Below are 18,638 nucleotides of genomic sequence, written 5' to 3'. Positions count from 1 at the left end.
GTCGTTCGACCCGGCTTTTTCGATTCTCTGCGATCCTGGCGATCAGCGCGTCACGACAACCGTCGTGCCGACGGAGACGCGGCTGTAGAGATCGGTGATGTCGTCGTTGAGCATGCGGATGCAGCCATAGGAGACGAAGCCGCCGACCGAGCCCGGCACGTTGGTGCCGTGGATGGCATATTCGCCGCCGGCCAGAGTCATGGCGGCAACGCCCATCGGGTTGCGCGGCGAGCCGCCGGGAATGACGTCGGGTAGCTGCGGCTTGTCGCGCTTGACCTCGGCGGGCGGCGACCAGGCCGGGTTGCGATACTTGCCGTCGATGCGGGTGGTGCCGGCCCACTGCTTGCCGGACCTGCCGACGCCGACCGGGTAGCGCACGGCGTGACCGCTATCGAGGATGAGGTAGAGCTTGCGCTCGTTGGTCTTCACCACGATGGTGCCCGGCGAATAGTCGCCTGGATGCGCTCCCACCAGCTCCGGCCGTGCCTCGGCTGCCGTCGACATCACGACCCCTGCCCCGATGGTGGCGGCGACCGCCACAGCAATCCTCATCGACATCAATGCCTCCCTTCCGTTGTCCCGAACGGGTCGTCCAATCTACGCAAAATACCCGGCAACGGCCCGGCTCGCCCACACAGTATTGACCGCGCCCGTTAACCGGATGGTTTCCAAGCGTGGCCGCCCAGGGCCAGCCAATCGGTGAACAAAGGAAATGTTGGAAATAAAGTAAATGACCTGAAAACAACACTGGAGGGAAAGATGCGGCCACGCCGCCGCGCGCCCTGACAAGAGCGTGAGGATATGAATGGCTGTTGTTTCAGGCAGATCAACGCGAACCGCGGGTCGTGTCCCGGACAAGGCGCAGCACGAAGTGACGCGACGCAGCGCGGGGACCCAGGAGGCCGCAGGATCTGCCGTTGGGCCCCAGCTCGGCAGCGCACCGCTGAAGGAGCGCTGCGCTGCGTCCGGGGCACGAGATCGGCCTTATGCCGACTTCTTGTTCTGCCGGTTCTTGACGAGATCGTCGACCACGGCGGGATCGGCGAGGGTTGAGGTGTCGCCCAGGCTGCCCGGCTCGTCCTCGGCGATCTTGCGCAGGATGCGACGCATGATCTTGCCGGAGCGGGTCTTGGGCAGGCTAGGGGCGAACTGGATCTGGTCGGGCGAGGCGATCGGGCCGATCTCCTTGCGCACCCAGGTCACGAGTTCTTTCCGCAGATCGTCGGTCGGCTGCACGCCGGCCATCAGCGTGACATAGGCGTAGATGCCCTGGCCCTTGATGTCATGCGGGAAACCAACCACGGCAGCTTCCGAGACCTTCTCGTGAGCGACGAGGGCACTCTCGACTTCCGCGGTGCCCATGCGATGGCCGGAGACGTTGATGACGTCGTCGACGCGGCCGGTGATCCAGTAATAGCCGTCGGCATCGCGTCGGCAGCCGTCGCCCGTAAAATACTTGCCCTTGTAGGTCGAGAAGTAGGTCTGCTCGAAGCGCGCGTGATCGCCATAGACCGTGCGCATCTGGCCCGGCCATGACCGCGTGAGACAGAGATTGCCGGTGGTCTCACCTTCCAGCACCTTGCCGTCGGCATCGACGATTTCAGGCACCACGCCGAAGAACGGCTGCGTCGCCGAACCCGGCTTGAGTTTCGTCGCGCCCGGCAGCGGCGTGATCAAAATGCCGCCGGTCTCGGTCTGCCACCAGGTGTCGACGATCGGACAGCGGTCCTCGCCGACGACTCGGTGATACCATTCCCAGGCTTCGGGATTGATGGGCTCGCCGACCGAGCCGAGCAGGCGTAGCGAAGCGCGCGAGGTCTTCTTCACCGGCTCGTCACCGCTCTGCATGAGGGCGCGGATCGCAGTCGGCGCGGTGTAGAAGATGTTGACCTTGTGCTTGTCGATGACGTTCCAGAACCGCGAATTATCCGGGTAATTCGGCACGCCCTCGAACATCAGCGTGGTCGCGCCGTTGGCCAGCGGACCGTAGAGAATGTAGCTGTGGCCGGTGACCCATCCGACGTCGGCGGTGCACCAGTAGATGTCGCCGTCGTGATAGTCGAAGACGTATTGATGCGTCATCGAGGCGAACACGAGATAGCCGCCGGTGGTGTGCAGCACGCCCTTGGGCTGGCCGGTCGAGCCCGAGGTGTAGAGGATGAACAGCGGGTCTTCGGCGTGCATGTGCTCGACCGGGCATTCCGCCGTCACCATCTTGGCGGCGTCGTGATACCAGAGATCGCGCGACGGATTCATATCGACCTGACCGCCGGTGCGCTTGACCACGACGACCCAATCGACGCCGTCCGCCTTGGCGAGCGCCGCGTCGACATTGGCCTTCAGCGGCACCTTCTTGCCGCCGCGCAGGCCTTCGTCGGCGGTGATGATCACCTTGGATTTGCAGTCGTTGATGCGCTGGGCGAGGCTGTCGGGCGAGAAGCCTGCGAACACCACGGAATGGATCGCGCCGATTCGCGCGCAGGCCAGCATCGCATAGGCGGCCTCGGGGATCATCGGCAGGTAGATGGTGACGCGGTCGCCTTTCTTGACGTTACGGGTGCGCAGGATGTTGGCCATCCGGCAGACCTCGTCGTGCAGTTCCTTATACGTGATGTGGCGGGATTGGGAGGGATCGTCGCCTTCCCAGATGATCGCGGTCTGGTTGGCGCGCCTGTGGAGATGCCGGTCGATGCAGTTGTGGGCGACGTTGAGGATGCCGTCCTCGAACCATTTGATCGAGATATTGCCGGGCGCGAAGGAAACGTTCTCGATTTTGGTCGGCGCCTTCATCCAATCGAGGCGCTTGGCCTGTTCGGCCCAGAAGCCGTTCGGGTCCGAGATCGAGCGCGCGTACATGTCCTTGTACTTGGCCTGGTCGACCCAAGCGCGTTTTGCCCATTCCGCCGGCACGTCGTAGATCTTCTCGGACATATTTCCCTCCACATGCGGCAAGCTCAGGCAATGCCGACCGTATCATTTGACGGATTATGCGTCGGGCTAACCGGACCCGACAAGGAGCACAAGCTGGACCTTCGGCGAGCCGCCGACCATGCGGAGGATCAAGGTCAGCCAGATTGGCTGTCGCAAATCTGAAGCAGGCCGACAGGTGCCTTTCGGCTCTTTACCCAAATCGCCGGAACAGGCTCATGCAGGGCGCCCATGCGTCGCAGACGGTATTTAGAAACCGTTTTTCACTGATTCGGGACTCGCAATACGGTTCGGAACACCCTAAGTGGCTAATCCGGGTCCAACGAGACCCCGCAGGGAACAAACATCAGAACAGCGGCATTGAACGGTAACACACAGGGCCAAGGCGTAAGACTATGATGGATCAGCAGAATCTCGGGACGATGCGGCCCGCTTCGGCCGATGCTGCTGCCATTGCGCTAGCTAAGGCCCTCGGACAATGGCCGAAACCGGCCGGTTCCACCCGCCCCAGCCCGAAAAAGGTGTTCGATTCGGCGTCCCCGGCGGCGGTCGAGGCGCTGGCCAAGGAGCTGGGGCTGCGGCTCGGCGACCAGAACGAGCTGACCATCCGCCGCATCAAGCGCGGCAAGGGCTATTCCTTCGTCCGCCCCAACGGTGCCCATATCCGCGACGCCCGCACCATCCGTCGGCTGCACGCCATGGCGGTGCCGCCGGCCTATCGCGACGTGCGTTACTCCGCCGACCCGAGCTCGCACCTCCAGGCGGTGGGTCGCGATGCCGCGGGCCGGCTGCAATACCGCTATCACGCCGATTGGGAGAAGGTCCGCGAGCACCGCAAGGCGCATCGCCTGGAGAAGCTCGTCGGCGCGCTGCCGAAAATCCGGCGCAAGGTCTCTGCGTTCCTCTCGGGCGACGAGCCGACGCGCGAATTCGCGCTCTCGGCCGTGATCGAGCTGATCGCCCGCACCGCGATCCGCCCGGGCAACGAATCCTATGCCCGCCTCAACGGCACCCGCGGCGCCACCACGCTGCTGAAGTCCAACGTCACGCTGGAAGACGACTGCTTCGTGCTGACCTTCAAGGCCAAGGGCGGCAAGGCGGTGCGCAAGGAATGCGACGCGGCCAAGCTGGTGCGCGCCATCGGCATTCTCCAGGGCGTCCCCGGCAAGCGCATGTTCCAGTACCGCGACGCCTACGGCATCGTGCGCGCGGTCAACACCACGCAGGTGAATGCGTTCTTGCGCGAAATCGCGGGCATCAAGATCTCGCTGAAGGATTTTCGCACGCTGATGGCGTCAGCCGTGGTCGTGGAATCGCTGTCGCGGATCACGCCGGCGACCAGCCAGCGCGGCCGCAAGAAGCAGGTGCTGGACGCGATCCGCGCCGCGGCCGACAAGCTCTCCAATACGCCGGCGATCTGCCGCAAGAGCTACGTGCATGACACCATCGTCACTGCCTTCGAAGAGGGCATCCTCGAGCGCTTTGCTGCGACGATGAAGGGCCAGCGCTCGCAGGCTCGGCGAGAGCAGCTGCTGGCGCAGGTGGTGGCCACCGCGGCGGTGTGACCCGCCCCCGTCGCTACATCTTGTCTGAAACACCTTTGTCGGGACCCGGATCGCGCCCCGCGGCGGCGTTCGTGAGCCGGGCTAGGTAGTGCGTCCATCCCTTCGCGTGCGCGGCCACCTGTTCCTCGGTCGGCAGCCCGCTATGCGTCATGCGCAGCAGCGTGCCACCATCCTGTTCGATCAGGTCGATCTCGATCAGGCTCGAGCCGGGCGGCACTTCCTGACCACCCTCCCAGCCGAACGTGTAAGCCAGACGATGCACCGGAACGACCTCGCGGAAGGCGCCGCGGGCGACGCTGGCGCGCGGGCCGATCCCCTTGAGCAGGTAGAGCCCGCCGGGATGAGGCTCGGTGGTCGCATCCGAGCCCATCCAGCTCAGGATTTTCTCAGGGTCGGTCAAATAGGCGAAGACGGTGGCGCGCGGGGCGGCGATCTGGGTCTCGCGTCGCAATACGAACGGCACGGTCATTTGCGATCATCCCTAAGGCGATACTGGCACATGGCGGCGCCAAGGCAGCCCGTCAAGGATTGCCCGTGACAAAGGCGGCCCTCCTTGGCCATCATCGGGGCATGCAATTAACCCTCGCCTGGCTTGTCGATGCCGCCTCCGATAGTCCCGGCGCCGACCGCCTGCTTGCGGACCTCGGTGCGCATCTGCTTGCCGACGGTGTGCCGCTTGCGGCAGGCGCCCTGACGCTGGAGGTGCCGCATCCGCTGATCGCGAAGCGGACTTGGCTGTGGCGCGCCGAGAGTGGCAGCGTCATCGAAGCGCTCGGCTTCGCGCCGGGTGGCCTTGCGCCCGATCCGCCCAACGATGCCGGCCGACGCTGGCTGCGCGACATCGCTGATGGCGAGGTGCATGAAGATGTTGTCGGGCGCGCAGGGCCGGTGCTCGGCTGGATCGCGCCGCGTCAATTCACGCCGGCCGAAATCGAGCAATTGCGCCAGGCCGCGCGCTTTGCCGCGACCCCGCTGGCTGTGCTCGCAGCGCGCGCCACCTTGCGGGCGACGCTGGAGGCTTATCTCGGCAAGCGCAGTGCCGAGCGGGTGCTAGCGGCACCGCTGCGGCGCGACCTCGGGGAGACCATCCAGGCGGCGCTGCTTTATGCCGATCTGCGCGGCTTCACCACCTTGTCGGAAACCAGTCTGCTCGCCGACATCATCGCCGCACTCGATGCCTGGTTCGACCGCATTGCCGGTGCCGTTCACGCCTTCGGCGGCGAGGTGCTGAAATTCATCGGTGACGGCGTGCTCGCGATCTTTCCGGTGGTCGAGGCGTCGCCGCGTCGCGCCTGCGAGGCGGCCCTGCGTGCCGCAGGCGCAGCCGAAGCCGGAATGGCGTATCTCAACGCAGAGCGACGGGCGCAAGGCTTGCCGCCGCTCGCGTTCGGCGCCGCGCTTCATCTCGGCGAGATGCTCTGGGGAAATATCGGCGCCGCCAATCGACTGGATTTCACCGCGATCGGTCCTGCCGTCAATCTCGTCAGCCGGCTCGAAGGCCTGTGCAAGCCGCTCGCCAGGACTGTGCTGGTCTCGGGTGCGCTCGCGGCGGAGACGGAGATGCCGCTGGTTGCGCTCGGGCGGCACAAGCTGCGCGGCATCGCCTCGCCCTGCGAGGTCTTGGCGTTGCCGGAGGCGCAAGCTGGGACTTCGTAGTTCTTACAGTCCGCCCATCTTGCAAACCAGCTTCCATTCCTCGGCCGTCACCGGCTGCACCGACAGGCGCGCATATTTCACCAGGGCCATGTCGGCGAGTTTCTTCTCCGCCTTGATAGCGGCCATCGTCACCGGTGTCTTCAGCGGCTTGTCGGCCTTGATGTCGACGCAGACGAATTTTTCGGTCTTGTCGGTTGGGTCGGTGTAGGCCTCCTTGATGATCTCGACGATGCCGACGATCTCCTTGCCCTCGTTGGAATGATAGAAGAACGCCTTGTCGCCCTTCTGCATGTTCACGAGGTTCTGACGCGCGGTGTAATTGCGCACGCCGGTCCAGGCTTCGCCCTTGGCGCCCTTCGCCACCTGCTGGTCCCAGGACCACACCGACGGTTCGGATTTCACCAGCCAGTACGCCATGCTCATTCCTCTGCCTTGAAGGGACGCGTCAACAATCCCGAAATGGCGGCGTCGATCGTGCTCCGGCCGCCCAGGATCGAAGCGACCGCTTCTGATACCGGCATCTCGATGTTTTGCGAAGCCGCGAGCTCGATCAGCACCGGCGCGGTGAACTCGCCCTCGGCGAGCTTGCCGGCAGACGGCTGCTCGCCGCGCCCGAGGGCGAGGCCGAGCGCGAAATTGCGCGATTGCGGGCTCGAGCAGGTCAGGATGAGGTCACCGAGGCCGGACAGGCCGGTGAGCGTCTCGCCGCGCGCGCCGAGCGCGCGGCCGAGGCGCGTCAGCTCGGCAAAGCCGCGCGTCGCCAGCGCCGCCTGGGCCGAGGCGCCGAGCTTGCGCCCGACCGCAATGCCGACCGCGATCGCCAGCACGTTCTTGGCCGCGCCGCCGATCTCGACGCCGCGGATGTCGGTGGAGTGATAGGGGCGGAATGTCGGTGAGCCCAGCGCCTGCACGAGGCTGCTCGCCAGCGCGTCGTCCTTCGCCGCCAATGTCACCGCCGTCGGCAGGCCGCGCGCGACGTCGTCGGCAAAGCTCGGACCCGACAGGATCGCCGGCATTGCATGCGGCGCGGCCTCCGCGATCACGTCGGTCATGAACTTGTGGGTGCCGTGCTCGATGCCCTTGGCGCAGGCGATGATCGGAATTGGCTTTGCGAGGTGCGAGGCCAGCATGTTGACCGCGCCGCGCAGATGTTGCGCAGGCGTTGCGATCAGCAGCATCTCCGCGCGCGATGCCTCCGCGAGATCGCTCGTCACCACGATCTCCGGCACCAGCCGCACGCCTGGTAGCCGCGGATTGTCGCGCGTCGAGGCAATCCGCGTCGCATGCTCCGCGTTGCGCGCCCAGAGCGTGACGCCTCGCCCTGCCCGCGCCGCCACCGTCGCCAGCGCGGTCCCCCAGGCGCCCGCTCCGATCACCGCGACGGATTGTAACGCGGTCATGGCTCGAGCCCTCCACTCCCTCGCCCCGCTTGCGGGGAGAGGGTCGGGGTGAAGGGGAGTCTCTGCAGGGATGGTGACAGAGAGAGAAGGTCCCCCTCACCCGAATTCGATCTGCGATCGAATTCAACCTCTCCCCGCAAGCGGGGCGAGGTGAAGTGGAGCTCACGGCGACACCACAACATTCAATATCCCGCCCGCGTCTTGCCGTAGCCGGCCGGCGCCGTCGCATTGGCGTCGAGCAGCCAGCGTGCGCGCGGCTGCGCCTCCATCGTGTCGGTCAGTCCCAGCGCGAGACGTTCGGCGCCGGCCCAGGCGATCATCGCGCCATTGTCGGTGCAGAGCGCCGGCGGCGGCATGATCAGTTGCGTCCGGGCCTCCCGCGCGACGTCGTGCAGCGCGCCGCGGATCGCCTGATTGGCGGCGACGCCACCGGCGGCCACGAGCGCGCGCGGCGCGCCGAATTGCTCGCGGAAAAGCTTGAGGCCGATGCTGAGCCGGTCGGTGGTCGAATCCAGCACCGCGGCCTGGAAGCTCGCGCAGAGATCACTGATGTCCCGCGGCGTGATCTCGGCGAGCCGGCTTGCTTCGGTGCGGACGGCCGTCTTCAATCCGGACAGCGAGAAATTGGCATCGGGGCGCCCCTGCATCGGTCGCGGGAAGGCGAACCGCGCAGCATCGCCGCTTGCCGCCGCGCGTTCGACCTGCGGGCCGCCGGGATAAGGCAGCCCCAGCATCTTCGCGACCTTGTCGAAGGCTTCGCCGATGGCGTCGTCAACGGTGGTGCCGAGCCGCACATACTCGCCGACGCCGGTGACCGCCACGATCTGGGTATGGCCGCCCGAGGCGAGGAAGAGGCAGTAGGGAAAATCGATGCCGTCGGTGAGACGCGGCGTCAGCGCGTGTGCTTCCAGATGGTTCACCGCGACCAGCGGGGTGTCATGCACCATCGCGATCGCCTTCGCGGTGGTGAGCCCGACGATGACGCCGCCGATCAGCCCCGGCCCTGCCGCCGCGGCGACGCCGTCGAGCTGGGCATAGTCGATGCCGGCCTCGTGCATGGCGCGGTCGATGATCCCGTCGAGCACGTCGACATGCGCGCGCGCGGCGATCTCCGGCACCACGCCGCCGAAGCGGGCATGCTCCTCGACCTGCGACCGCACGATGTTGGACAGGATCTTGCCACTGCCGCCGGGCGCGCGCTCGATCACCGCCGCGGCGGTCTCGTCGCAGGTGGTTTCGATACCCAATACCAGCATTGGCGAATCGTTGTCCAATTTGCGCCCTTGCACTGAGCCATAAAGCAGCGTTCTGGTAAGTCCGGTAGCATCCCGGCGTCGGCTTGCGCAATCGTCACGCGCAGCCATCCTGATGGATGCTTCACCCGTCACGCGCCTCGGGAACAGCAGCGATGTCCATTCTTGTCACACGGCCGCATCCCGACAATGAGGCGACGGCGGAAAATCTGCGCGCGCGGGGGCATGTGGTGCTGCTCGCGCCGGTGCTCAAGTTCGAGCCCGTCGCCTTCCACGACGAGAGTGAAGCGGGCTATGGCGCCGTCATCGTCACGTCGGCCAATGCGATCCGCGCCGTCGCGCCGCAATTGCGGGACCTCGGTCTTCTGGAGCTGCCGCTGTTCGCGGTCGGCGAGCACACCGCGTCTGCCGCGCGCGACGCCGGCTTTGGCGAGATCATCGTCGCCGGCGGCAATGCCGCAGCCTTGCGCGATAAGGTCGTGCAAAGTGCGCGCGACAAGCTGAAGAAGAGAAGCACGTTGCTCTATCTTGCCGGTGCGGATCTGTCGCGCGATCTCGGCGGTGAGCTGGGTGCGGAAGGATTTAACGTGGTTACGCAAACGACCTATCGCATGGCGCCGGTCAAGCACCTGCCGCCCGAGGTCTGCGAGGGCTTTGCCGCCCACCGCGTCGAGGCGGTGCTGCACTACTCCCGGCGCAGCGCGCGGGCGTTTCTGGATGCAGCGCGGGATGAAGGTGTCGAAATTTCGGCGCTGGCGATCCCGCAATGCTGCCTGTCCGAGACGGTCGCCGGCGTGCTGCGCGATGCCGGTGCGCCGCAGGTTCTGGTGGCCGCGACGCCCGACGAAAATGCCTTATTTGACACCTTGGAGCGTGCTTTGCGTACCCGTTTGGCGTAAGAGGTCGGGCCGAATCCGACGCAATCGGGTCCGTTTAAGGATGTATGCCAGGATGTGTGCAAGGTATGGAAGTGTGAGGAACCGTCACGATGGCCGACGACAAGCCTGAAGAGGCAGGATTGGCTCCCGACACCGGTCGTGCCAAGCGCACCCCGCCCACCATCGATTTGGAGGCAACCGAAGTCTCGACCCAGCCGCAGGAGGCGGCGGGCGAGCCCGGGGCTCAGCCGGCGGCCGAGCAGGCCGCGCCTGAGCAGGAAAAGGTCGAGCAGACCAAGCCCGAGCCTCCCCCCGAGTCAGCCGAGGAGCAGCCTTCCATTGCGCCCGCATCCGCCTCGCGGCCGGTTTCCCCCTGGGTCATCGCACCGTTCTCCGGTGCGGCGGCGGCAGCGCTCGTGATCGGGGTCGGCTGGATGCTGGGCTGGCCCGCGGTGCAGGCGCCGCCGGCCGCGCCGCAAGTGACGAGCGCGACGGTCGATGCGCTGAGCGGTCGCCTCGCCGCGGTCGAGGCCAAGGCCGGCAAGCCCGTCGCCGATCCGGCGATAGTGGCGCGGATCGACGCGCTGGAGAAATCGACGAGCGCTCTGCGCAGCGACATCGCCAATTTGCGCGCGCAGTCCGACAAGACCGCAAGCGCGCTGAACGATGCGAAATCAGCGTCACCGGCCGCGCCCGATCTTGGCGCACTCACCGACCGCGTCGCGCAGCTCGAGCGCGCCAGCAAGACTGAACGCGCCGAGCTCGCGCAGCAGGGCGAGAAGATCGCCGAAGCAAAAAAGATCGATGACAAGCCGTTGCGCTTCGTGGTGGCGGCGGCCCTGCTCGATGTCGCGGTGCGCCATGGCGATCCCTATCAGTCGCAGCTGTCGGCGGCGCGGTCGCTCGCCGCCAGGCCCGACATGCTGAAGCCGCTCGATACGTTCGCATCGTCGGGCATTCCGACACCGGTGGCGCTGAGCCGCGAGCTTCTCAACATCGTGCCGAAATTGTCGCCGCCGGCGGAAGCCCCGGCCGCGAATGCCGGCATCGTCGAGCGCCTGCAGGCCGGCGCCTCGAAACTCGTGCGCATCGAGCGCACCGACGGCGTCGGCAACGATCGCGGCGCCATCGTCGCCCGGGTGACGGCCGCGGCGCTCCGCAACGATTTCGTCGAGGCGCGGCGCGAGCTGAAGACCTTGCCCGAGGCCGATCGCGCACCGGCGCAGGCCTGGCTCGACAAGGCCGATGCCCGCGACGCCGCGCTCGCCGCCTCCCGCAAATTCGCCGACGATGCCATGGCGGATCTCGCCAAATCTTCTCAATAAGATACGCGCAACAATCGGCGCGTAATAGGGATCGCCATGCTTCGCATCGTCCTTTTCCTTGTCCTGATTGCGCTGGCGGCGGCCGGCGCGGCCTGGATTGCCGACCAGCCCGGTGATCTCGTCCTGACCGCGGGCAGCTTCCGCGCTTCGACGACGCTGCCGAGGTTCGTGTTCTTGCTCGGCCTGTTTGCCGCGGCCGTCGTGCTGGTCTGGAGCATCCTGACCACGATCTGGCGTACGCCGGGCCGCATGCGCCGCCGCCGTCAAGAAAAGCGTCACGCGCGCGGCCGCCACGCCATCACCCACGGCCTGCTCGCGATCGGCCATGGCGACACCGCGCTCGCCCGCCGGCACGCCGAGGCGGCGCGGCGGCACGCGCCGAACGATCCGCTCGCGCTGCTGCTGCATGCGCAATCGGCCCAGCTCGAAGGCAAGCGTGACGAGGCCCAGCGCGTGTTCCGCGCCATGGCCGAGCGTGAGGATACGCGCCTGCTCGGCCTGCGCGGCCTGTTCATCGAGGCGCAGCGCGCCGACGATGCGGTCGGCGCCGTGATGATCGCGGAGGAAGCGCTCAAGCTGTCGCCGTCCTCGACCTGGGCCTCGCATGCGGTGCTGGGCTTCCGCTGCGCCCGCGGTGACTGGAGCGGCGCGCTCGCGATCCTCGATTCGAATCTGTCCGCTGGCCTGATCGACAAGCCGGCCTATCGCCGCCAGCGCGGCGTTCTGCTCACGGCGCGCGCGCTGGAATTGGAAAAGATGGACCGCGACGTCGCGCGCGAGAGCGTGAGGGAGGCGGTCAAGCTCGCGCCGACCCTGGTGCCGGCCGCGGTGCTTGCCGCAAAATTCGAGAGCGAGGCGCATCAGGTGCGCCGCGCCATGAAGCTGGTCGAGACAGCCTGGCTCGCCAATCCGCATCCCGATCTCGCGGACGCCTATGCGCATGTGAAGCTCGGCGATTCCGCGCGGCAGCGCCTGCAGCGGGTCGAGACCCTTGCTGCGAAGACATCGGCCGACAAGCCGGGCCATGTCGAGGGCCAGCTCGCGATCGCACGCGCCGCGATCGATGCCTCCGAGTTCGCCCGCGCGCGCCAGGTGCTCGCGCCCTATCTCAACGATCCGACCCAGCGCGTCGCGCTGTTGATGGCCGAGATCGAGCGCGCCGAGCATGGCGATAGCGGCCGTGCCCGCGCCTGGACCCTGCGCGCGGTGCGCGCCCGCCACGATCCGGCCTGGACCGCGGACGGCTATGTCAGCGATCGCTGGCGCCCGGTCTCCCCGGTCACCGGCCGGCTCGACGCCTTCCAATGGCAGACGCCGGTCGCCAGCCTGCCCTCGGACAAGGCGACCACGATCGAATCCTCGGCCTTCGAGGAAGCCATGCTGGCGGCCCCGCCGCCGAAGCGGGTGACGGCGGCTCCGAGCGAGAGCCCGGTGGAACCGGTCGTGCCTACACCGGCTCCGGCACCCGCCGCCCAGGACAATTCTCCTCCTGAGACCAAGGAAACCGCCAAGGAGGACGTCAAGGAGGACGTCAAGGAGGCCGCCAACGAAGCCGTCAGGGACGAGCCGGCGGCGGAACCTGCCGACCCGGTCACTCCGGCCCCCGATCCCGCCGAATCAGCGCCGCCGGCGGCAACGCCGGTGTTCCGGCCCCGCGCCGACGGCAAGCCGGCCCCTGCCCCGATCCCCGCCGTGATCCCGATCGTCCGCGCGCCCGACGATCCCGGGATCGACGACGACGGCCCGAGCGACGAATTTACGGAACAAATCGGCACGCCCAAGGCCCAGGCAAAGGCCCAGGCCGGCGGCTGGCGCGGATTCTGGTCCCGCTGGGGCGCGTGAGGCGCATTTCGCGTCCCGCTTGTCCTTGCCAATTCGGGCCATGCCCGATATCAGGGGCGCGCGTATCGGGACCGGCATCGCCCCGGTCCCGGCAGGGTTCGCCGCAATAGCTCAGTCGGTAGAGCACGTCATTCGTAATGACGGGGTCGGGGGTTCGAATCCCTCTTGCGGCACCAGCGCCTTGTTTCAGCAGACCGCCTTGAAACGTATGCCCACGGCAGCAGGCTCGCATGACCGCGCGTTGCAGACCGCCGCAGCGTCGGCGACCGCCAAGGCCGCGGGGACCACAATGGCTGAGAAGCCGAAGCACAAGCACGACTGTACCGAACGCCGCATCATCAGCGAGCTGCATCGCCACGGCATCTACTGGTAGGCGCCACCTCCAAAACAAATGGCCGGGCAAAAGCCCGGCCATGATTCGCCTTGAGAAAGCGTTTCGAGCGAGCCTACTGCGACACCGTCTGCACCACGCTCGAGATCGGACGCATGCTCGTGCCGGCCGTCGGCACCTTCATGTCCTTCATCAGCGCCTCGTCATATTCCGGCAGCGTCTGAAGCGTCGTCTTGGCTTTCATCTGCACGACCTTGTAGCCGCCGGCCTTGAGGCGCGCGAGCAGAGCGGGCAGCGCTTCGCCGGTGTGCTTCTGGAAGTCGTGCATCAGGATGATGCCCTTGCCGAGCTTGTCGAGCCGCGTCATCACCGTCTCGATGATCTTCTCCGGCGTCGCGCCCTTGCGGAAATCGAAGGAGTCGATATCGGTCGAGAACATCGCGACGTTGCGGGTGGCGAAATAGGTCACGATTGCCGGATTATGCTGAAGCTGCGGGAAGCGGAAGAACGGCGCGGGGTTGGCACCGAGCGCGAATTTCACCGCACTGATACCCTTTTCAACTTCGTCCTTGGCCATCTGCTCGGTCATCTTCTTGCCGTTCAGATTGACGTGCGACCAGGTGTGGGTGCCGACCGTGTGGCCCTGGGCCAGCACCTGGCGCAGGATTTCCGGATGATAGGTCGCATGCTTGCCGACCGAGAAGAACAGGCCCTTGGTGCATTCATCCGCGAGCGCCTTCAGCACCGCGGGCGTATTCACCGGCCAGGGACCGTCGTCGAAGGTCAGCACCACCTCCTTGTCGGTCAGGAAGTCGAACTGCTTGAAATGGTCGAAGCCGAAGCCGGGGCCGCCGGTGGTGTCGATCTCGACCACGCGGGAGACGCCCAGCGCGTTCGGATTGGCGCAGGCCTGCTTCGGCTGAACTGGCGCGGCCGGGGCAGGCGCGGCTGCCTGGGCAACGGTCGTTGGCCTCGCCGCGATCGCCGCGGTGGTCTCGACGTCGTCTCTGGCGGCGAGCTTCGCCTGTGCCGGCAATTGCTCGGCGGCACGGGCGGCAACTGTCTTGGGGGCGCCCTGATCGGCGCTGGCGGAATAATAAAACCAACCGCCGGCGGCGATCACGACCGCCGCAACTACACTGGCCAGCATCAGGCCCAACGCATTACGCATCGCTACTCTTTCCAATTACGCAACCAAACCGGCGGAATTTCCCGCGCGACGAGCCATTAATGCGAAGGAACGGTTAACGTGACACCAACACGACAGCGGACGCGGAGAAATTTCAGCGAGGTGCGCCAAAGTGACCGAGGTCACAGAAGCCGGGCCGGCCGTGACCGTCATCACGGTGGGAACGGTTTTGCGGGAGCATCGTAGGTCCCATTGACAACGGGCCCGCCATCGCGGCGCCAATGGGAGCTTCAAATGACCACGTCCTGCACGACCAAGTCCCTGAGTAGCAAGATCCGCGACACCGGCCTGGCGCTGGGCTTTGCCGTCCTCGTCTCGATCGTCTCGACGACCTCGAGCTTCGCCTTCACGGCCGAAGCGCAGCAGATGTGCACCGGCGATGCCTTCCGCCTGTGCTCGTCGGAGATCCCCAACATCCCGAAGATCACCGCGTGCATGTTCAAGCATCGCTCGGATCTCAGCGCCGGCTGCCGTGCGGTGATGGACAAGGACCTCGCCAAGGGCGCCTCGCGCAAGATCGCTGACGCGCAGGACAAACAGTAAGCGAGCGCGAAACGCCGCAGGCGTTGCGATTTGAGAGCTCCCTCGCGCTGCGCTCCGGCGTCGAGCCGGGGCCACGCGGCGCTATCATGCAGCCTGCCAATAAAGCCGTTGCGGCCAAGGCATCGTCGCACTAGCTTCGCCCGCTCATTCTTCCGGGTAAGAGGCATTACGCGATGACCAGATTTCTTTTCGCTATTTCCATGCTCTTGTGCGCATCCGTTGCGTCCGCGCAACAGCAGCCCGGACATGACGCCTGCGCGCGCGATGTCAGCCGCTTCTGCCGCGCCGTGATGAACAATGGCGATGGCGCCGTGCTGGCGTGCCTGAAGCAGAACCGCACCCGCCTCGCCAAGGCCTGCGACAAGGTGCTGACGGATCACGGGCAGTAGTGATTGCCGTAGCCCGGATGAGCGCCGATATCCGGGAGGCTTGCCCCGCATGTCGCTTCGCTCATGCGGGGCAAGCAGCTACGGTCTGAGAAAATCTACGTACTGCTTCCCGCCGCAGTTGCGACCACCGGCAGCACGTCGCCGCCCGCGCGGTCCGGCGTCTCGTCCTTCCAGCGCACCGAGCCGAACGGGCGCTCCAGCATGCGGCGGACGCGCACCGGGTCGGGGCCGATGTGGAAATCGATCGCCTGCTGGTGCAGCGCGCGTTCGGACAGGGTCGAGCGATTGCGCTGGCGCAGGTAATCGAACCAGGTCGGGCAGTGATATCGCTCGGTCCACAATTCGGGATCGGCGATGTCGCGCGCGATCGACCAGCCATAGGCGCCGTTGCGCTGCCGTGAGAGCTGCACGTCCTGCATCACGTTGTGGAAGGCGCGCGCGTTCTCCTGGGCGACGCGGTACTCGATCTCGACCACCAGCGGCCCGCTGCGGCCGGTGAGTGACAGCCGGACCTCGGGATCGGCCAGCACCTCGGCATCCTCGTTGCGGGCGCCGACGCGCGGCATCGTCAGCCAGATCCCGAGCAGCGGCGAAAGCAGCATCAGCCCGGCGGCCGTTAGCAGCGCGACTTCGACGCCGGCATAGTCGGTGAGATGGCCCCAGCCCCAGGCGCCGATCGCGATGCCGCCGGAAATCGACGCCTGGAACGCGGCCAGCGAGCGGCCGGCGACCCAGCGCGGCGCCGAGAGCTGCACGCCGATATTGAACAGCGCCACCGCCGCCATCCAGACCGCGCCGGCGAGCACCAACGCGGTGGCTGTCAGCACCGGCTCGGTGCTCACGGCGAGGGCGGCCATCGCGAACGCCATCGAGATGGTGCAGGCGCGGATCGCGGCCTCGCCGCTCATGCGCTTGCGCAGTTCGTGGATGTTGAGCGCGCCGACCACCGCGCCCATGCCGAAGGCACCGAGCATGATGCCGTAGGTCTGCGCGCCGCCATGCAGGAGGTCGCGCGCCACCAGCGGCATCAGCGCCATGATGGCGCCGCCGATCAGGCCCATCACCAGCGTGCGCAACAGCACGATCTTGATCGGCGGCGAATTGGTGATGTAACGGAAGCCCGACACCATGGCGCGGTTGAGCTTTTCCCGCGGCAGCCGCGAGGGTTCGACCGAGCGGCGCCAGAGCAGCAGCACCACCAGCAGCGGCAGATAGAGGAGGGCATTGCAGGCGAAGGCGGCGACTGCGCCGAGCGCGGCGACGATGACGCCGCCGACTGCGGGGCCGAAACTGCGCGCGATATTGTAGCTGATGCCGTTCAGCGCGACCGCCGACGGCAGCGCTTCCGGCGGCACCTGCTCGCTGACCGAGGATTGCCAGGCCGGCCCGAACAGCGCGTTGCCGCTGCCGACGACGAAGCAGAAAGCGAGCAGCGTTTCCGGCGTGATGAGCTTCAGGCCGGCCAGGATCGTCAGCGCGCTCGCGCCCGTCAGCGCGATCGCGAGCGAGACCAGGGTGACGACGCGGCGGTCATACATGTCGGCGATGGCGCCGGCCGGCATCGAGATCAGCATGATCGGGAGCATCAGGGCGGTCTGCACCAGCGCCACCTTGTCCGCCGAAGCCGCCATTTGCGTCATCGCCCAGGCTGCGCCCACGCCCTGGATCAGGAGGCCGAGATTCGAGAGCAGGCTGGCGAGCCAGATGCGCCGGAATACGGTGAACCGCAGGGGGGCGGCGATGCCCTCGCCGGCGAATTTCTGACGGTTCGGCTGCTCGGTCATATCCCCTTCCATATGGGCTGGCAGACGTGGATCGGAGTGGTCTTCAGGTGATTCCGGCAAATTCAGTGATGCCCGCGAAAGTCCTTCGCTGTCCAGTGGTTAGGCCGGTATAAGCGGTGCAAAGATGGTTTTGCCGGGGAGGAACATATGAAGCCGTCGCGACGGACGATCCTGCTGGGGGCCGCAAGCTTGCCCTTCGCGGCTGCGAGCTTGCGGACGGGCGCGCTGGCACAATCGGCGCCGATAGCGGCGCAGCTTCCGGAGATACCACCGATCCTGTTCGTCCACGGCAATGGCGACTATGACGCGCTCTGGATGACCACCCTGTGGCGGATGGAATCCAACGGCATCGCGCGCGATCGCATGATGGCGATCAATTTCACCGACCCGCTGGCGCGCAGCGATGACAAGGTCGAGCAGGCGAACCGCTCTTCGACCGAGGACCAGCGCCGCGAGCTCACAGCGGCCATCGCTGAACTGAAACGCCGCACGGGCGCGCCCCGCGTGGCGCTGGTCGGCAGCTCGCGCGGCGGCAATGCGATCCGCAATGTCATCAAGAACGGCGGTGCGGGCGATGTCAGCCACGCCGTGCTGTGCGGCACGCCCAATCACGGCGTGTTCGCGACTGACGACCAGCCCAACAACGAGTTCAACGGCCGCGGCGCGTTTCTGCGCAGCCTGAACGAAGGCGAGAGCGAGGTCACGCCCGGCGTTGCCTTCCTCACGCTGCGCAGCGATGGCATGGACAAGTATGCGCAAGCCGACGGCCGCTTCATCGGCAAACCGGGAACGCCGACCAACGTCACCGCCGAGGGGCCGGAGCTGAAGGGCGCCACCAATCTCATGCTCGGCGCGCTCGACCATCGCGAGGTGGCGTTCCATCCGCGCGCTTTCCGCGAGATCTACAAGTTCATCGCCGGCCGCGAGCCCCAGCGAATCGCGATCGTACCGGAGCAGAGTGTCCGCCTGAGCGGACTCGTCACCGGCACGCCCGGTGGCGTGTCGACCAATCGCCCGGTCGCCGGCGCAACCGTCGATGTTTTCCGCGTCGATCCTGATACCGGTGAGCGCAAGGGCGGTGCCGTGCACAGCGCGAAGACCGGCGCCGACGGCCGCTGGGGGCCGGCGCAGGTCGAGCCGTCCTGGTCGCTCGAATTCGTCCTGGCGGCACCGGACGCGCCGACCACGCACATCTATCGTTCGCCCTTTCCGCGCTCGTCCGACGTCGTGCACCTCCGGCCCGCACGCCCGCTCGGGCCGGCGGACAACGACGCAGGTGCGGTCGCGATCATGTCGCGTCCGCGCGGCTATTTCGGCCTGCCGCGGGACGTGGTGCTGTTCGACGGCAAGGAGCCGGCCGACGTCAAGCCGGGCGTGCCCACCGATGCGGCAGCGACATTGCGGCTTCCGGCCGCGGAGATCGGCCGTAACGTCGTGGCCCAGTTCGGCGAAGAACGGATTGTGGCACGGCTCTGGCCGGCCGCCGAGAACAGGATTGCGATCGCCGAGCTGACTTACTAGCTATTGAACTGGGACAGAACTCTCGGGAGTGAGC

At 66.7% G+C, this 18,638-nt stretch carries 17 protein-coding genes and 1 tRNA gene; 10 read left to right on the top strand and 8 right to left on the bottom strand.

Annotated elements, in window-relative coordinates; translation table 11 throughout:
- Nucleotides 1-42: 42 nt before the first annotated feature.
- Both ACNJYB_RS01045 and acs read right to left on the bottom strand, forming a co-directional pair.
- Nucleotides 43-558 (bottom strand): L,D-transpeptidase, encoded by a 516-nt coding sequence (locus tag ACNJYB_RS01045; RefSeq protein WP_439372307.1) that lies wholly within the window; start codon nt 556-558, stop codon nt 43-45.
- Nucleotides 559-984: 426 nt separating this feature from the next.
- Complete coding sequence (acs, locus tag ACNJYB_RS01040; protein ID WP_439372306.1) at nt 985-2,931, bottom strand: acetate--CoA ligase; 1,947 nt, start codon at nt 2,929-2,931, stop codon at nt 985-987.
- 392 nt (nt 2,932-3,323) lie between these two features.
- Here acs and ACNJYB_RS01035 point away from each other — a divergent pair, with 392 nt between their 5' ends.
- Nucleotides 3,324-4,493: a DNA topoisomerase IB gene (locus tag ACNJYB_RS01035; protein ID WP_439372305.1), complete on the top strand. Its 1,170-nt coding sequence runs from the start codon at nt 3,324-3,326 to the stop codon at nt 4,491-4,493.
- A 13-nt stretch (nt 4,494-4,506) separates the two neighbouring features.
- Here the strand turns inward: ACNJYB_RS01035 and ACNJYB_RS01030 are convergent, their stop codons facing one another.
- Entirely contained in the window at nt 4,507-4,962 is a 456-nt protein-coding gene (locus tag ACNJYB_RS01030) for an SRPBCC family protein (RefSeq protein ID WP_439372304.1), read from the bottom strand.
- 101 nt (nt 4,963-5,063) lie between these two features.
- On the opposite strand from ACNJYB_RS01030, the gene ACNJYB_RS01025 reads away from it, so the two are divergent.
- A complete protein-coding gene (locus ACNJYB_RS01025; RefSeq protein WP_439375771.1) occupies nt 5,064-6,149 on the top strand; it encodes an adenylate/guanylate cyclase domain-containing protein in 1,086 nt (361 codons plus the stop codon).
- A gap of 3 nt (nt 6,150-6,152) precedes the next feature.
- On the opposite strand, the gene ACNJYB_RS01020 is transcribed toward ACNJYB_RS01025, so the two are convergent.
- From ACNJYB_RS01020 to tsaD, 3 genes are all read right to left on the bottom strand, one after another.
- Nucleotides 6,153-6,566, bottom strand: a complete 414-nt coding sequence (locus tag ACNJYB_RS01020; RefSeq protein ID WP_439372303.1) for an EVE domain-containing protein — start codon at nt 6,564-6,566, stop codon at nt 6,153-6,155.
- Between the two features lie 2 nt (nt 6,567-6,568).
- Nucleotides 6,569-7,549 carry an NAD(P)H-dependent glycerol-3-phosphate dehydrogenase gene (locus ACNJYB_RS01015; protein WP_439372302.1) on the bottom strand — a complete coding sequence of 327 codons (981 nt, stop codon included), beginning with the start codon at nt 7,547-7,549 and terminating at the stop codon, nt 6,569-6,571.
- A 182-nt stretch (nt 7,550-7,731) separates the two neighbouring features.
- Complete coding sequence (tsaD, locus tag ACNJYB_RS01010; RefSeq protein WP_439372301.1) at nt 7,732-8,805, bottom strand: tRNA (adenosine(37)-N6)-threonylcarbamoyltransferase complex transferase subunit TsaD; 1,074 nt, start codon at nt 8,803-8,805, stop codon at nt 7,732-7,734.
- 152 nt (nt 8,806-8,957) lie between these two features.
- Here tsaD and ACNJYB_RS01005 point away from each other — a divergent pair, with 152 nt between their 5' ends.
- The 5 genes from ACNJYB_RS01005 (at nt 8,958) to ACNJYB_RS00985 (ending at nt 13,220) form a co-directional block, all read left to right on the top strand.
- The gene (locus ACNJYB_RS01005; protein ID WP_439372300.1) at nt 8,958-9,701 is read left to right on the top strand and encodes a uroporphyrinogen-III synthase; all 744 of its coding nucleotides are present in this window, start codon (nt 8,958-8,960) and stop codon (nt 9,699-9,701) included.
- Between the two features lie 89 nt (nt 9,702-9,790).
- Nucleotides 9,791-11,005: a COG4223 family protein gene (locus ACNJYB_RS01000; protein ID WP_439372299.1), complete on the top strand. Its 1,215-nt coding sequence runs from the start codon at nt 9,791-9,793 to the stop codon at nt 11,003-11,005.
- A 36-nt stretch (nt 11,006-11,041) separates the two neighbouring features.
- Nucleotides 11,042-12,847: a heme biosynthesis HemY N-terminal domain-containing protein gene (locus tag ACNJYB_RS00995; RefSeq protein WP_439372298.1), complete on the top strand. Its 1,806-nt coding sequence runs from the start codon at nt 11,042-11,044 to the stop codon at nt 12,845-12,847.
- 100 nt (nt 12,848-12,947) lie between these two features.
- Nucleotides 12,948-13,023, top strand: a tRNA-Thr gene (locus tag ACNJYB_RS00990).
- A gap of 23 nt (nt 13,024-13,046) precedes the next feature.
- Nucleotides 13,047-13,220 (top strand): hypothetical protein, encoded by a 174-nt coding sequence (locus ACNJYB_RS00985; RefSeq protein ID WP_439372297.1) that lies wholly within the window; start codon nt 13,047-13,049, stop codon nt 13,218-13,220.
- 73 nt (nt 13,221-13,293) lie between these two features.
- On the opposite strand, the gene ACNJYB_RS00980 is transcribed toward ACNJYB_RS00985, so the two are convergent.
- Complete coding sequence (locus ACNJYB_RS00980) at nt 13,294-14,349, bottom strand: polysaccharide deacetylase family protein (protein ID WP_439372296.1); 1,056 nt, start codon at nt 14,347-14,349, stop codon at nt 13,294-13,296.
- 252 nt (nt 14,350-14,601) lie between these two features.
- Here ACNJYB_RS00980 and ACNJYB_RS00975 point away from each other — a divergent pair, with 252 nt between their 5' ends.
- The gene (locus tag ACNJYB_RS00975) at nt 14,602-14,910 is read left to right on the top strand and encodes a hypothetical protein (RefSeq protein WP_439372295.1); all 309 of its coding nucleotides are present in this window, start codon (nt 14,602-14,604) and stop codon (nt 14,908-14,910) included.
- 173 nt (nt 14,911-15,083) lie between these two features.
- On the top strand, nt 15,084-15,299 hold the full coding sequence (locus tag ACNJYB_RS00970; RefSeq protein ID WP_439372294.1) for a cysteine rich repeat-containing protein: 216 nt from the start codon (nt 15,084-15,086) through the stop codon (nt 15,297-15,299).
- 95 nt (nt 15,300-15,394) lie between these two features.
- Here ACNJYB_RS00970 and ACNJYB_RS00965 read toward each other — a convergent pair whose 3' ends face one another.
- The gene (locus tag ACNJYB_RS00965; RefSeq protein WP_439372293.1) at nt 15,395-17,083 is read right to left on the bottom strand and encodes an MFS transporter; all 1,689 of its coding nucleotides are present in this window, start codon (nt 17,081-17,083) and stop codon (nt 15,395-15,397) included.
- A 147-nt stretch (nt 17,084-17,230) separates the two neighbouring features.
- On the opposite strand from ACNJYB_RS00965, the gene ACNJYB_RS00960 reads away from it, so the two are divergent.
- Nucleotides 17,231-18,604 (top strand): hydrolase, encoded by a 1,374-nt coding sequence (locus ACNJYB_RS00960; protein ID WP_439372292.1) that lies wholly within the window; start codon nt 17,231-17,233, stop codon nt 18,602-18,604.
- Nucleotides 18,605-18,638 lie beyond the last annotated feature (34 nt).

This window comes from Bradyrhizobium sp. SMVTL-02 (genome assembly GCF_051853005.1).
In the GTDB taxonomy this organism is placed as follows: Bacteria; Pseudomonadota; Alphaproteobacteria; order Rhizobiales; family Xanthobacteraceae; genus Bradyrhizobium.
The sequence above is the reverse complement of the archived record's forward strand: the minus strand, read 5'-3'. Positions and strand labels throughout refer to the sequence as shown.